This is a genomic window from Paenibacillus oryzisoli, from assembly GCF_050467285.1.
Classification (GTDB): Bacteria; Bacillota; Bacilli; order Paenibacillales; family NBRC-103111; genus Paenibacillus_E; species Paenibacillus_E oryzisoli_A.
In genome coordinates, this window is record NZ_JBCMUN010000005.1 from 561945 (window position 1) to 576777 (window position 14833).

A 14833-nucleotide genomic window follows, 5' to 3' on the forward strand; every position below is an offset into this window, starting at 1 on the left:
GCTTGCTAATCATCGAATTCTAACTATACGAGAGAAGCCTTCCAAAAGAAAGGCTTTCCATCTCATTCCCGTATAGTTTTTCCTTTTTATTAGCCTTTTACAGCACCGGCAGCAAGGCCGCTGACGACATAGCGCTGGGAGACAAGCGCGATGATCAATACCGGCAAGGTAATGATGCACGCCGCCGCCATGAGCGCACCCCAGTTGATTTCAGAGTAGGACATGAAGTTAAACACGGCGATCGGTAACGTTTTCGTTTTGTCCCCCGCCAAAATAATCGAGAACATAAAGTTGTTCCACGAAAAGATGAACGACAACAGCGAAGACGTAATGACACCAGGGCCCGAAAGCGGCATAATGATCCGCAGGAATACTTGATGATGCGTGCAGCCGTCGATCAGCGCCGACTCCTCGATCTCCGTCGGAAGCGCCTCGAAGAACGAAATCATAATCCAGATAATGAAGGGGAGGCCTACGAGCATATGACTCAAAATCAGTGCTGTATACGTGTCCACCAAATGAATTTTGGAGAACAGGATAAACCAAGGAATCAGGAAGGTGATCCCCGGGATAATTCTCGCGACCAGGATAAGCAGCCCTAATTTGTGAAGGTGATGCCTTGCGATAGCGTACGCGGCCGGCAGGCCGAGAATCAAGGAAAGCAAGGTCGAACCGAAAGCGACAAGAAAACTGTTCCCAATAAATTTGAGGAAGTCATACTCTTTGAAGACAGCGACATAATTATGAAACGTTGGCTTGAACACAAACATTTGCCCCGTCGATAAAATCTGTGCCTGCGTCTTGAAGGAAGCGAGCAGCATCCACACAAACGGGAAAGCGAAAACGATAAGAACCACGTACGTGAGCAGCGTTTGCAGGAAGCGTTTGCCTTGACCTTTCTTCTTTTTCATGACGCTCCCTCCAATCGTTTGCGCATCCAGATCATGAACAGCGTTAATCCCATCACCAGCATAAAGAACACAACGAGCAAGGATGAAGCCGAGCCCAGTTTAAAATATTGGAACCCTTGCACATAGCCGTACAGATTTAGCGTCTCGGACGCAAAGTTAGGTCCGCCCTGAGTTGTTGCATAGATAATATCAAATGTCTTAAGTACATCGATGAGACGAAGCATCGCGGCGACAATAATCGTCGGTCTGAGCAATGGCAGCGTAATCGAGACGAATTTGGTCCACGCGCTCGCGCCGTCCACGTCGGCCGCCTCATACGGATCGGAAGGCAGCGTTGCCAAACCGGCCATGATGATCAGCGCAATCATCGGCGTCCATTCCCACACGTCCACGATGACGAGGGAAGGAATAACTTGATTCGGCGATGCCAGCCATAAGAGCGGCTTTAGCCCCATCGCTTTGAGCATCATGTTCGCCACACCGATCGTCGGCTCGTAAATCAGCATCCACACGAGGCCCATCGCAACCGGCGTTGCTACCATCGGCAGCAGGAACACCGTTTTTACCAGATTTTTACCTTTAAACTCTCTGGACAGCAGCAGGGCAATCGCAACCCCCAGGATCACTTCCAGCGCCAGCGCCGCGATCGTAAAATAAAACGTCGATCCGACCGCATGCCAGAAGCGCTCATCTTTGAATAACGCGATATAATTGCCGAGTCCCACCCAAGCCGGCGGCGTTGTCGCCGACATACTCCACTCATAGAAGCTGATCCGAACCGTATAGATGATGGGGAACAGCATCATGATGAGGACGAAGAACACAGCCGGGAGCGTATAAATCCATTTCAAGTTGCGGTTAAACCAACTGTATTGCACACTGCATTCCCCCTTTCTGCTAAATCAAAAGCTGTCAGGGTATGAAAGGGCCGGCTATCGGCCCTTTTAACCCGTCAATCTTAGGAAAGTTGCACTTACTTCGTTTTATCTTTATCCATGATCGTTTGCAGCGCTTGGTTCGCTTTGTCGGCCACCGGCTGAATATTCGTTTCGCCTGTCATCAGCTTCTGCACGATCTCGCCTACCGCGTCGCGGGCTTCACCTACGCTAATCACAGTCGGACGGTCATGGTCAACGCCGGTTTTGGCGCTTTCTTTAATAATCGGCACAAGCGCTGCCGGGAAGCCTGTTGTGCCTTCCGGTTTATCCCATACCGAAGCACGCGCGCCCGGGTTGCCTTTTTGCTGCGTTTTTAGCACGACATCTTTGCTTGTCGCCCATTGAATGAACGCCCATGTCGCATCTTTGTTGCCGGATTTGGCATTCATCGCCAGCCCCCAGGATGTGATGCTGTACGGCTTGGAGCCTGCTTTTCCGCCAGGGAAGACGGCAAATCCGACTTTATCGGCCACCTGCGACTTGGCAGGATCGATCGCGTTGTTGTAGAGGGAGTTCGCATCCGTCAGGAACGCCACTTTACCTTGCGCGAAAATGCCGAACGCTTGCGGCCAGGACATATTCAGCACGCCCGGAGGGGCATAATCTTTCAGCAACGTGCCGTAAGTCGTAAATGCTTTGACCGCCTCAGGCGTGTTGATCGTCGCTTTGTCACCGTTCGTGAAGTCAGCGCCTTCCGAGTACAGGAACGAAGATACTTGCGTGACAAGCGGTGAACGTTGGCCTCTGGCTACGAAACCGTACATTTCGTTTTTCGGATCGTGCAGCTTTTTCACCGCGGCTTGCAGCTCATCCAACGTTTTCGGAACCGCAATGCCCGCTTTCTCCAGCAAGTCCTTGCGGTAGTACAAAATTTCCTGCTCCGTAATAATCGGAATGCCCGCCAACTTCGCATCTACCGTCGTGGAACCGATCGATGAAGGGGAGAAATCGTTGAAATCGTAATTCGGATCCTTTTTCGCATAATCATCCAACGGTTGAACCCAGCCGTTCTTATAGAACAGCTTGCCTTCTTGCAGCGGGCGATACATGAACACATCCGGCGTTGCTGAGCCCGAAGTGAACTGCACCGTCAGCTTTTGCGTCAGCTGATCTTCGAAGAAACTCTCTACGTTCACTTTGATGCCCGTTTCTTTCTCAAAATCCGGCAGTAGCGGCTTGATCGCATCCGCCCAAGGATGGTTCGCCGTTACCAGCGAGATAGTTTTACCTGCAAAAGGCTTCGCTCCCGCTGTCGCGGCCGCACCGCCCGCTTTGCTTGTTTCCTGCGTTGTATTCGTAGCGCTGCCGCAGCCGGCAAGCAAAGTTGCCGCCATCACGAACGTTGTCCCCGCGCCAATCCATGGTGTGAATGATTTTTTCATCTGATTGTTGACCTCCCATGTCCTTGAAAAATGAATGTGCTTACATTACTAAGAATAGTTGATTTCTAGGGTCTCTTTAAATAACTAAGATTAAACATGGATAACGAGGGATGAAGGGAAGTCGCCGTATGACATAAAAAAATGGAGCCCGCAATTCCGCGGCGCTCCGTTTTGTTCCTCTACAATGTCTCCGTATTAAGCGTAAATCCTTCAATCACGACATCTTCGTCGACCTCGATCATAATACAGCGTTTCCCTTGGTAATTCACCTGTCTGACGTATTTTAAATCCTGGGGACTGACGGAAATCGTAGCTACCTTCGTTTCAATTTTAATCGATTTGGACGTGAACTTCGGAATGACACTGCTCGCTTTGAGTTCATAGTTTCTGTCATCGACGACGTTTTGGAACGCGCGTTCAACCTTTTCCTTCGTCACATCCTCCACGCCACTCACCTTCAGCATGCGTTCGACATCTGTAAAATCCAGCTTCGGCGGCTCTTCTTCTTCATGGGACTCGATGACCCGATGAACTTCCTCGTACACCTGCGCGATCGTCGCGGCATCTAGTTGTTCACCCGCCACTTCCTTCACAATCTCCTCAAAAATAGCTCTCTCTTCCAGCGCCGTCACGGTCTGCTCGGCATTTAAAACTTTCTCAATGAATTGCGGATTCGGTTCATTCACTTTCCCCGCGCAATACACAATGCGATTAACGTCGGAATAGTTGTCCGTCACACTAGGATAGAAAAAACCTTGCTCCGGCGTGTTCAATTTGATGATCGGATCTACGAAAACATTATACTTAAATTCCCGCTCGACATAATCAAACATGAGCGTTTTCCGCTGTTGTTCCGTGGAATTCACGCTGCACAGTATGAACAAGTTCGCGAACATCTCGTCTTTTTCGCTTACCTCGGCTTCATCATTCCTCGCCTTGGTCGGCTTGGAATATTGCCCCTTAACAAAAGTAACCACCGTATCCTGTTCGTACTTGGTATCCACCAGCATTTTCTCTACTAACAAGAGCATCAGATCCTGCCACTCATCCGGGCTGCCTGTCACCAAAGCTTGATGGAGAAGCACCTGCGTAGGCTGGTCCGCTTCCTCCTGAAACTTTAACTCGAACAGCTTCTGATCTAATTCACCGGTCATTAGTTTTTTGAAATTGGCCATGTAGAGTTCCTGTTTCTCCCTGTCCAATAAGGCGAACGGCTGACGCTCATAATGGTAGATCTCGTTACTTTCCTTCATAATATACACGTTAAAAATGTCGAAAAGACGAAGCATCTCATGATCCAATTTAAATTGCTTGCGAATATGTGCCATTTCTTTCTTCATCATGATTCCGTTAGACAACTCCTATGAAATGTAATATTTACTTTCCATTTTCGTAATTTTCATCATAGAATTCTAACTATACGAGAGATGCCTTCAAAAAGAAAGACTTTCCACGAAAAGAACCTCCAACCCCCTCTGAAGTGGGATTGAAGGTTCTCGTCTAGATCAGGCTTAATTGATTTTAACCAACTGCTTTTGCAAAACCGTATTCCCTTCTTGACTAGCGTAAGGCGGGAGGCTTCTGCCAAAGCAGTTCGCAATCACTTTCTCCTCATCGGGAAGCGTAATACGAACCTCGTAGAGATCAACGGTTTCGTCTAAATCCGCATACATGACAGCGAGGTTTTGAGCGGCTAGGCTGTAGGGGAACATGACAGGCACATTGTCGCCAATGAGCACCGTTAACTGAGTAGGCGTCGAGTAAGATGACCAATCCCATACCTCAACGACTACCCGATGGCTGTCTCTCCTTTCAAGATTCACAAGATTGACAACGGCTGTTATCGTGCCGGGTTCTCGCGTCAACACGCCAGTGGACAATACAACTTTATCGGACATGAACGTTCACCTCCCTCGTAATCTATTAAAATACATAGTATTCTATGAAAGAAAATGATAGAGAGAAACGGTCAGTTGCCGTTTTTTGGAAGAAATCAATGCTAGCTGACACGAAGAAAAACCGCCAGGGAAGTTTACCCTGACGGTTCGTTTTGTTGATCCTATTTAATAAAGGCAGATGTATTATTCTTTGGAAATGTCTTAAGATTTCTTTATACTGTAGAAACCATACTGTTCAATTTCATCAAGAGCCTTCCGTCCAAATGACTCAATCAACTCGTCAACCCGGATTTTCGTTCCTCCCAGTGTCAGTCCATCCCAGCGTACAATCCTGCCATCTTTCACCAAAAAATAATCTTCCATACGACATCCTCCCAAATTTTTGGAATCCCTGCGCTCATATGCGCAAAGTATGAATCTGCCCATATCTATCTTAGCATATTTTGGGCGGGGAGCAAAAATCGTCTGAAGCGCAGTTCTTAGTGATCTATCCCTTTCGCGATGGAGTTCCTGTGATCGTCGGCATGTCGCTTATACTCCGTTTGAGAGTCAGTTCCCATGAGGCTGTCTTCACCTTGTTAGCAGATTCCAGTACTAAACGGTACAAGCGATCTCCCCAAACCTTTTGGAGCTTTTCATCCGTCAATTCGATGGTATCTACTTTGCATTTCACTTGAGGGCCCGAGATAGAAATACACACCACTTCCTTGTTCTCAACATAAAGCCTTATCTCATTATTCTCATTAATCCGTGGCAGACAAGGAGTGATTAGATGCATACAGACATCTCCGAATTCTTCTCTCATTGCAACTTCCTCTGCTATGGTTACTTTAGATTCTAACGAACGATGAAGCGTTATTGTACGCAGCCATCTGGCTAGATCCGCTTCATCCGGATATGCCCCGGACAGATCTACCGACATCATGGCATAGTCTAGGTCCGCCTCATACTTGCAGGCTTTTGCCGAATATTTACGGCCTGCTTGTTGTTGATACCCATTAATAGTGGGCAAGTTGTGGTAGGAGGACTGCATAGTCCAAATCTCATACCTCCCTTCGGAGAAGGTCTGGGCCGTATACGTCCCGACTCCCGGATCCACTAGAACTGGCTTGCCATCCAGATAGACGATGAATTGACCTATATCGTTATGGTTATGATTTTCTGCATTGTGCCCGCCCTTAGCCGCGATATAGAAGCCTTCGGCCGCTCCACTCAGCTCTCTGGCGGTTATGACCTGAAGGTCTGGCAGCCACGCATCCGAAAGAAATATCTGATCTTCCCCACCATTTGTCTGAAGCCCGTCATAACAGGCAATCTCCGTTAGCTCTCGGTATAAGGAATCTGCTTGCAGCAACCTGCCCTGAAGACGCCCCAGCTTGTGGAGATGTCTTCCAATCGCAGACAAGCTGCTGTTTCCAATACGTTCCCCATATCGATACAGGCATGCGGGAATACCAAGATTGCGAGCAGCTCCATCAGCAAAGTTTACGAAGTAATCGTCAGCTATGTACACCTTGGACATAAAGCTGCCTATCTCACGAATCAAAGATTCATCGAATATATCGATCTTTCCGCCACTTGCCACATATAAATGTTCCAAGCATTCAAACAGAGAGCCACCGGCGCGGTACCAGTACGAACTGCCTTCATCGCAACCGCCGTCCTTTGGGTAGTGTGCCAGAAACAAGTCCAATGTTCGCATCGCTTTGGCCACGCAATTTACACGCTTAGCCTGGTCAGATTCATGCAGTAGAATAACCGACAGACAATTAGAGGTACACCAAGGTGCCCAGTTGTTGATGCCAAAGGGATTTACCTCCAGCATCCACCAGAAATCGCTGCGCGTAAGGTAAGGCGTGATGATCCGCTCCTTCAATTCTCGGTGCATGCGGCTTACCAACAGTGGACTTACCTCAGCTAGGGGACGTTCCAATATATACAGAATCCAGGCCAGCAACGCTCCTGTTTCACTTGCAAATAGATCAATGACTGGTTCATCGATATCAGCTATGGGCTCCATTTTACTTTTGGTCATATACAGATGAGCGGGCAGCACCCAGGTTGTTTCCTCGCAAATGGCCCAAATGCCATCTACCAGATCATTCATGAAAGTCCCTTTCCCCTCCAGCCATTCCCCCAGAGCCAGAACCTGGAGTGCCCGGCGGCGCGCAAAATATCGGGATTCGTATCGTTTCCTGTCACCGGTCCTGGAAAACTCCATAAACAATGTGGCCGGCAAACTCGGCCATTCATAATTCAAATAACTCTCGGCGCGATTATGCGCGTACTGCTTCAACGCTTGAGGCACGTCTCTTGCAACGCGATCAAGCGGAATCATCCGATCTACTGGCAGCAGCAAATCATTCAGGTTTTCGGCATAACGTTCAGTTAACATCATGATCCTCCATGTAAATTGCACATTTACGCTTATCAACAGCTTGTCAAAACAATGGTTGATGGTGCCAGACCTTTCCCTTCCACCACAACCTCTATGGGGCCCTGTGTGATCCCAGCGCGAATAACAGCCACGCACCTGCCTTTAAATGCCTTGCAACTACTTGCTCTATAGCTGGTATTGCTGGTCAAGTCCCCGGAGATAACCCCCAGCAGATGTCCATGGCCTGTCACACGGACAGTTACCAGATGGGATGCATCCGGCACAAGAACCCCGTTTTCATCCACGATAGAAATGTCGATGACTGCATCCTCGCGTTCTCCTGCCTGAAGAAGGCTGTCCTGGCAGTATAACTGGATCTGCGAAGCCTGGCCAGAGGTAACAAGTTCACTTGTGCTGACAGGTTTGCCTCCTATATACCCCACTGCTTGCAGGATTCCGGGCGCATAGTCAAGATCCCACTCCATGGCAAAGGGATTGTTTGGTTCGGGTTGCCGCACACCAAGGGAATTGCCGTTTAGAAATAACTCCACCTGCTCGCAATTCGTAAAGCAATAAGCCGTCTTGCTAGCTGCGTTATCTTGGAAATTCCAGTGCAAATCCGCTTTTAGATAGCGGTAATGTTTAAACTTCTCTGTTTCTTTCGCTTTAACAGCCAACTGAAGGACAGGGGCATCGGACCAGATACTGGCTCTGTAGAAATATTCCCCATTGGGAGTATCCATGCTATCCACCATGCCATAAGCATAGCCGTGGCGTAATATCCGCTCCGTGCGTTTATTGGAGCTGGCCAGTTGCGAGATATCAAAGGTATCCCCGAGATGAGCATCCTCTCCGAATCGATCAACGCCCTCTCCCATATAGTCGTACCCTGCCCACAAGAACTGGCCTATCGCGTAATCCTGCTCGCAGATCGCTTGCCAATGCTCGGGTTCAAAGCCAGTCTCAGAGCCAAGAAGAATCCAATCGGGGTGTGCCCGATGCAGGTTAGCATAGTAGGCACTTCCTTCCCGGTTAGATACATAATTGAAGCCCGCCACATCCACTTGATCCATGATCCCCTCATAGATAGGAAGCATATGGCTGCCCTCTGCGCAAACCGTAACGGGTCGGGTCGTATCCTCTTCCTTACAGATCCCTACCAGTTTTTTCAGCACTTCAACGCCTTCCTTATAATACAATTCCGGGATCTCATTCCCTACACTCCACATGATGATGCTTGGATGACTTCGGCCACGGCGAATCATAGCACGCAGATCAGTATCATGCCATTGCTGAAAATCCAGATAATACCCATAAACATTTTTGCCATATGGCTGATCGCTGTACCCCCGTGTCCAACCCGCTTGCCATTCGTCGAACGCTTCATCCATGACCATCAGACCCAAGAAGTCACAGGCATGATAGAACTCAGCGGGAAAAGGATGATGCGCAGTACGGATCGCATTGACTCCCGCTTCCTTCAGTAGCTTCAATCTCTTAACCCAGGCTTTGGGCGGCACCGCTCCTCCGTATATTCCCACATCCTGATGCAAGCAGACACCCTTCAACTTCAAGGAATCGCCGTTAATTTTAAATCCTTTATCCTGGTGAAAAGAGAGTGTCCTAATACCCAACGGGGTCATGCAGTCATCCACGAGTTCACCATCCGCCAAGAGTTTGGATTGAATCCTGTATAGTTCCGGATGTGCTGGGCTCCAGAGTGCGGGGCTGATCACCTGCAGCTTCTGTGTGAACTCATGCCTGCTGAATTGGGGCAGAATAACCGAATCTTTTGCTTCCGCGACCACATTCCCCTTGTTATCTATAATCGAGGTAACCAGTAAAGCTCTTTTTTTCACTTCGCAATTATCTTTCATTCCCGTTCCTTGCCAATTAAAGGCGTTCCAAACGGTATCCTTGTATCGCTCAACGCAGACTTTCGTGTGAACCTGAAGTTCCGCCAGATCCGTGTTGACCTTAACCGTGTCGGTCCTGATTCCCCATTGCTCAATGTGCAGGGAATTCATCGAAACCAAACAAACTTGACGGTATAAGCCCGCACCCGTATAAAATCGAGAATACGGCTGCAAGGAACTGTCTGCTCTGACAGATATTACATTCACCGCTCTTTCCTCTTGATGGACATACGGCGTGATGTCATACCAGAAAGGGGTAAATCCGTAAGGATGCTGCCCTAGATAGTGTCCATTCACCCACACTTGACTATTCATGGCAACACCGTCAAAAAGCAAATAGTACTTTTCATAATGGGTTCCAGAGGGTAAGTTCAAGTACTTTCGGTACCAGAGCGCACCACTTTGTACAAAGCCATTGGCCTCGTGATCTTCAGAAAATTCGCCCTCAACGGAAAAATCATGTGGAATATCAAGCGTACGCCAAGAGGAATCATCGAAGTCCTCGCGGTGAGCATCGGGAATATCTTTCGGACAAAACTTCCAGTCCTGACATAGAAACTGCACCTCTCTCGCTTCTAGCTCCGAGGTCATCCGTTTCATATAAGATTCGAACATCGTAGTAGGACTCACGTTCATGAAAACCTCCTTAACAATATTAAAAATCCCAGGGTAGAAGGGTATTCCTGCTCTGCAGCCGCATAATCGCCTCGTAGAGAAAATAATCCCCATATATCAAACTTTGGTTGGCGTAGAAATAGTTCCTGTCTTTCTCTTCCTTGCTACCTTCCCTATATGCCGGTCCCACACATCCATGCAAGAGAAAAGCATTACCTGCGGGAAAGGCTGGGGCGCGATGGGCTTCGAGCAAACGGGAAATCATACGTTCCGCCAACTCATGCAGTTCCCGATCGTCCGGAGCGTGCAGATACAATTCTAGAATGCCGCAACTTGCTATGCTCATAGCGGAAGTATCTATGGGAAGCCATTTATTACGCGGTGCTGCAAAATCCCAAGGAGCATCCCCTTCAGGCAGAAGCGAATGTTTCCAATAATTCAGGCAGCGCTGTGAAGCCTGGAGGAATTCCTCATTGCCCGTGTACCGATATGCTAGCGCAAAACCATAAATAGCCCACGCTTGCCCCCTTGACCAAGTAGAGGCATGAGAATAACCTTGCACACTACGTCCGCCAACCGGATTACCTGTATCGGGGTTGAAATTATAAGAGTGATAGGTGCTGCCGTCTTCTCTAACGATGTTAGTTGCCAATTGACGAATATGAGCCTCAGCAGATTTCCTGTAGCGAGACTCCCCGGTTTCCTTGGCAGCCCAGAACAGGAGAGGCACATTCATAAGGCTGTCAATAATGGCCTTCCCCTTCTTCTCTTGCCGGAATTCCGGCGTATCTGACTCCCAATTATTCCAAGCGCGGATGTAGCTGCCCTTTTCCTGAAAACGGCCCAGCAGCGATTCTGCTGCCTTTAGCCCTATTTCCCTTGAAGATTGCGATCCGGTTAGTACATAGTGATAGACAGCAGTGAGATGAAATATGAAACCCACATCATGATCCAGACTCAAATAACCCCGATCTTTATTGACTGTCGGATCATTATTAACCCGCTCTATAAGAAACGGCATATACCGCTCATACTCACCTAACAGCAGATCATCCTGCAGTCCGGCGTATGCCAGCAATTGCAAACCTGGCCAGAAACCGTCTGTCCACTGTCCTTTTCCTGACAGCGTGTACGTACCATCCAAGGAACCAACCGCAAAAGGAATGTCTCCATTGTAAAGCAGGCAGTTCCTGTATATTTTCATATCCATATCCCGCAGCGCATTTTCATATACCGTGTCCATATTCTTCCTATCCTTCCATGTAAATTGCAGCAATTGTACTTTTATCCTTTCACCGCGCCAAGGGTAACTCCCTTAACAAAATATCTTTGCAAAAAAGGATAAAGCGCCACAATTGGCAGGGCGGTCAGAATGACAGTTGCCATCTGGATGGAAATCGCAGGAGGCAAAGGGCGGTCCGAGTCATTCAAATTAAATAAATCGGATTGCCCTACGGAAACTACTTGCCGAAGAAGAACCTGAAGCGGCCACAATGTTGGTTTGTTAATATAAATAACGGCGGAAAAGTACTGATTCCAGTTGCCAACTGCATAAAACAAGGTAAATGTCGCAAGAGAAGCCGTGGAGAGCGGCAGCACAATTCGCCAGAAAATTCCCCAGTCGGAACAGCCGTCGATAACGGCAGACTCAATTATCCCTTCATCAATGCTTTCAAAGAATTCGCGGATGATGATGACATTGAAAGCAGAAATGGCGGAAGGAATGATCAGTGCCCATAAACTGTTGATGAGTCCAGTTGCTTTCACTACCAGGTAAGTGGGGATAAGCCCACCTCCGAACATCATCGTGAATATGATCATCAGCATAATCCAGCGCCTGCCCGAGAAATTCCGCCGTGACAACACGAAGGCCGTAAGTGTAGTAAGGATCATGTTAACCGCAGTTCCCATGACCGTTACAAATATCGAATTGCTAAGTGATTGAAAAAAGACACCTGTGTCAAAAATATAGATATAAGAAGTGAAATCCCATGTTTTTGGCCAAAGAATAAAATCACCGGACATCTGATCCTTTACATTCGCAGTTGACATGGCGAATACGTGAAAGAAAGGGATAAGGCACAATAAGGCAAAGATCGACAAAAGTAACACATTCATCATGTCAAACCATCGGGAAGTCCATTTTTCTGCCATTCTGTAAGCTCCTCCACATCCAATTCCGAAAATAGTTCAATACAACCCTCGTCCGTTTATTCGTCGAGCTACCTTGTTTGATCCGTATATGAGCACAAAACCGAGACCCCCTTTAAGCAAGCCCACCGCAGTTGCGAAGCTGAATTTGCCGCTAACTAGCCCAGTGGAATATAGATAAGTCTCCAGCACATCTCCAACCACGCTAACTCGTGCGTTCAGCATAAGAAAAACCTGTTCGAAGCCTACATCCAGAACGTTGCCCAGACGCAATGTGAAGAGTACCATAATCGTACTGCGAAGGCCCGGGAGCGAAACATGCCATATTTGCCTAAATCTCCCTGCTCCGTCCATCTTCGCTGCTTCATACAATTCTGGACTGATGCTCAATAAGGCGGCCAAATAGATGATCGTCCCCCAGCCAGATTCTTTCCAAATCAGTTGAAGTACTAACATTAGCCGAAAATGGTCTGGATCGGAGAGCAGATTGAAATCTTGAATCCCCCACTGTCCCAGAAGAGTTGTAACTCCGCCATTGCTGCTAAACATGAGGTAGAAAATACCAGCAATAACCGGCCAGGACAAAAAGTGAGGCAAATAAACAATCGTTTGGATTGACCGCTTCAACCAACTTCTACTCACTTCATTAATCATGATGGCCAACACAATGGGAAATGAAAAAGCCAACACAATTTGATAGAAACTGATGACAAGGGTATTCCACATCACTCGAGGGATTGCATCGTTGGTGATGAGATTTGAAAAATGTTTCAGTCCCACCCACGGACTGTTCAGAATACCGCGGACAGGGTTGTAATCCTGAAAAGCAATCACGATACCTAACATCGGAATATACTTATAAATGATGAAATACAGGATACCTGGCAAAACCATTAACCATAAATATTTTTCTCTCTTGAGTGTCTTCCAGAATCCAGTTTTCTTAGTTGCCGTTGAATCAGCATTCATCGCCAGAAGATCCTGTGCATTCATTGCCGTGCCTCCTCAAAATAACATGCATTTTACCAAAAACGGGACAGCCCTTGCCGCCCCGTCAACCTGAATATTATTTGGTTTGGCCTTGGCTAGCCATATAAGCTTCGTTCATTTCGTCGAGAATTTTTTGACCTCCCTTTGTTTTCCAATCCGCTAATGCCTTATCGTAGCTTTCCAACGACTGTTCTCCGGTAATTACTTTTACTATGTTTTCGAACAAGTTTTTATTTAATTCAGTTCCTTTTTCCTTTAATGTCGGTGTAGGTACAAGCTTAAGCGCAGGATCGGAATACGGAGTTCCAGCCAATGCAGCTTTGTACGAAGCATTCTTGACATCCTGAATCTCCTTGCTGTCGTTAGGATTGTTCAATCCAGTGGCTTCACTCGGCGGATTCGTGATCAGATACAAAGAAGGACGTTCCTTGTTGCCCAGATCGGTATAAACAACCTTGCCGTCCTTCAAGTTGTAGTGTTCACCTTCTTTTCCATAATTCAATATTTTATAGGGATCGGAATTCATATCAGCTGCCATCTGGTCATCAAGGAATTTCAGCATTCGTTTTACTTTAGCTGCATCCTTGCTCTGTGTTGCCGGGATCGCTACAAAGCCGTTAATGCCCGACCCTTTGGCATATCCTTGGAAACCATTTGGTCCTTTAAGGGCGGGAATTGGCTCCCATTGAAAATTCGGATTGACAGCTCTGGCTTTGTTCAGCCTATCCATGGAATATGCATTCCAGGCAAAATCCCCGATTACACCTGCACGGCCGTTCAGAAAATCATCCTCTGCCTGATTGCCTTTCATAATGACAAAATCCTTGGAAAGGATGCCTTCCTTATACAGCTTTGTCAAGTATGAAAGTCCATCACGGAAATTAGGATGTGCTAGAACCGGATAGATTTTTCCGTCCGTATGCTTACTCCAGTTAATATTCGTTGGCGTGTTGAATGACCCGAGAAGAGAAACCGCCCCCAGGGTTCCTGATCCTGCATTAAACGCAAGGCCGTACGTATCTTTTTTGCCATTTCCATCCGGATCACGTTCCACGAATTGCTTCATTACCGCTTCCAGCTCATCGTATGTGGTAGGCATGGCCAATCCTAGCTTATCCAGCCAATCTTTACGAATTGTCAGGGTGTGAGCCGCTTGGGAACGGAGCCTTGGCAGGCCGTATACATGACCTTTATAAGTAACTAGACCCAATGTTTCTTTTGGGATTTTAGCTATATTTGGCGTATCCTTCTCATTAATATAGTCTTCGAGAGGCATGAACACGCCATTATCCAAATAGTTGTACCAATTCTCGTCTAATCCGGGATAAACCGTTAGATCCGGAAGATCGCCGGAAGCAACCGCTACTCCGAGCTTGTTGTAGTAATCAGCAGCAGCCACGGGAATAAAGGTATAGTCCATATTGTATTTATCTTCCAAAATCTTCATCCCCGAGCTCTTGTCCGGTGGTGCAGCTGAATATAGTATCGTCATGGCCGACACTTTGATCCTTTTGGAAGTATCGCCATTGTCGCTGGCAGCAGGTTGTGACTTCGTTGGCTCTACATCAGAGCTCTTGTTATTCGAGCAAGCTGTCAGAAGTGCTGTTAACACCAACATGGACGCTAATGGCAAAGCAATCTTTTTTTTCATCTGG

The 14833-nt window shown here is 47.5% G+C and carries 12 protein-coding genes; all 12 read right to left on the reverse strand.

Annotation, left to right across the window (positions count from 1 at the left end):
* Window positions 1-89: 89 nt before the first annotated feature.
* The 12 genes from ABE504_RS08430 to ABE504_RS08485 all read right to left on the reverse strand — a co-directional run bounded on the left by ABE504_RS08430 (window position 90) and on the right by ABE504_RS08485 (window position 14829).
* Window positions 90-911, reverse strand: a complete 822-nt coding sequence (locus tag ABE504_RS08430) for a carbohydrate ABC transporter permease (RefSeq protein WP_430087036.1) — start codon at window positions 909-911, stop codon at window positions 90-92.
* Entirely contained in the window at window positions 908-1789 is an 882-nt protein-coding gene (locus ABE504_RS08435; RefSeq protein WP_430087039.1) for a carbohydrate ABC transporter permease, read from the reverse strand. The genes ABE504_RS08430 and ABE504_RS08435 overlap by 4 nt, the downstream gene beginning before the upstream one ends.
* 95 nt (window positions 1790-1884) lie before the next feature.
* On the reverse strand, window positions 1885-3231 hold the full coding sequence (locus tag ABE504_RS08440) for an ABC transporter substrate-binding protein (RefSeq protein WP_430087042.1): 1347 nt from the start codon (window positions 3229-3231) through the stop codon (window positions 1885-1887).
* Between the two features lie 179 nt (window positions 3232-3410).
* Entirely contained in the window at window positions 3411-4574 is a 1164-nt protein-coding gene (locus ABE504_RS08445) for a DUF4317 domain-containing protein (RefSeq protein ID WP_430087045.1), read from the reverse strand.
* Window positions 4575-4742: 168 nt separating this feature from the next.
* Complete coding sequence (locus ABE504_RS08450) at window positions 4743-5129, reverse strand: hypothetical protein (RefSeq protein ID WP_430087047.1); 387 nt, start codon at window positions 5127-5129, stop codon at window positions 4743-4745.
* Window positions 5130-5330: 201 nt separating this feature from the next.
* Window positions 5331-5492, reverse strand: coding sequence for a hypothetical protein (locus tag ABE504_RS08455; RefSeq protein WP_430087050.1), 162 nt, complete (start codon window positions 5490-5492; stop codon window positions 5331-5333).
* A gap of 124 nt (window positions 5493-5616) precedes the next feature.
* Window positions 5617-7524, reverse strand: a complete 1908-nt coding sequence (locus ABE504_RS08460; protein ID WP_430087053.1) for a heparinase II/III domain-containing protein — start codon at window positions 7522-7524, stop codon at window positions 5617-5619.
* A gap of 35 nt (window positions 7525-7559) precedes the next feature.
* Window positions 7560-10058 (reverse strand): glycoside hydrolase family 2 TIM barrel-domain containing protein, encoded by a 2499-nt coding sequence (locus ABE504_RS08465; protein ID WP_430087056.1) that lies wholly within the window; start codon window positions 10056-10058, stop codon window positions 7560-7562.
* 19 nt (window positions 10059-10077) lie between these two features.
* Window positions 10078-11280 (reverse strand): glycoside hydrolase family 88 protein, encoded by a 1203-nt coding sequence (locus ABE504_RS08470; protein WP_430087059.1) that lies wholly within the window; start codon window positions 11278-11280, stop codon window positions 10078-10080.
* A gap of 41 nt (window positions 11281-11321) precedes the next feature.
* Window positions 11322-12191, reverse strand: coding sequence for a carbohydrate ABC transporter permease (locus ABE504_RS08475; RefSeq protein WP_430087061.1), 870 nt, complete (start codon window positions 12189-12191; stop codon window positions 11322-11324).
* 36 nt (window positions 12192-12227) lie between these two features.
* Entirely contained in the window at window positions 12228-13181 is a 954-nt protein-coding gene (locus tag ABE504_RS08480; RefSeq protein ID WP_430087064.1) for an ABC transporter permease, read from the reverse strand.
* Between the two features lie 73 nt (window positions 13182-13254).
* Window positions 13255-14829, reverse strand: a complete 1575-nt coding sequence (locus ABE504_RS08485) for an extracellular solute-binding protein (RefSeq protein ID WP_430087067.1) — start codon at window positions 14827-14829, stop codon at window positions 13255-13257.
* Window positions 14830-14833: the final 4 nt, after the last annotated feature.

Excerpts from the sequence above, each read along its gene's own strand:
- ABE504_RS08470 (WP_430087059.1), bottom strand. The coding sequence starts at position 11,280 with ATGGACACGGTATATGAAAATGCGCTGCGGGATATGGATATGAAAATA.
- ABE504_RS08455 (WP_430087050.1), bottom strand. The coding sequence starts at position 5,492 with ATGGAAGATTATTTTTTGGTGAAAGATGGCAGGATTGTACGCTGGGAT.
- ABE504_RS08465 (WP_430087056.1), bottom strand. The coding sequence starts at position 10,058 with ATGAACGTGAGTCCTACTACGATGTTCGAATCTTATATGAAACGGATG.
- ABE504_RS08460 (WP_430087053.1), bottom strand. The coding sequence starts at position 7,524 with ATGTTAACTGAACGTTATGCCGAAAACCTGAATGATTTGCTGCTGCCA.
- ABE504_RS08440 (WP_430087042.1), bottom strand. The coding sequence starts at position 3,231 with ATGAAAAAATCATTCACACCATGGATTGGCGCGGGGACAACGTTCGTG.
- ABE504_RS08450 (WP_430087047.1), bottom strand. The coding sequence starts at position 5,129 with ATGTCCGATAAAGTTGTATTGTCCACTGGCGTGTTGACGCGAGAACCC.
- ABE504_RS08480 (WP_430087064.1), bottom strand. The coding sequence starts at position 13,181 with ATGAATGCACAGGATCTTCTGGCGATGAATGCTGATTCAACGGCAACT.
- ABE504_RS08430 (WP_430087036.1), bottom strand. The coding sequence starts at position 911 with ATGAAAAAGAAGAAAGGTCAAGGCAAACGCTTCCTGCAAACGCTGCTC.
- ABE504_RS08475 (WP_430087061.1), bottom strand. The coding sequence starts at position 12,191 with ATGGCAGAAAAATGGACTTCCCGATGGTTTGACATGATGAATGTGTTA.
- ABE504_RS08485 (WP_430087067.1), bottom strand. The coding sequence starts at position 14,829 with ATGAAAAAAAAGATTGCTTTGCCATTAGCGTCCATGTTGGTGTTAACA.
- ABE504_RS08445 (WP_430087045.1), bottom strand. The coding sequence starts at position 4,574 with ATGATGAAGAAAGAAATGGCACATATTCGCAAGCAATTTAAATTGGAT.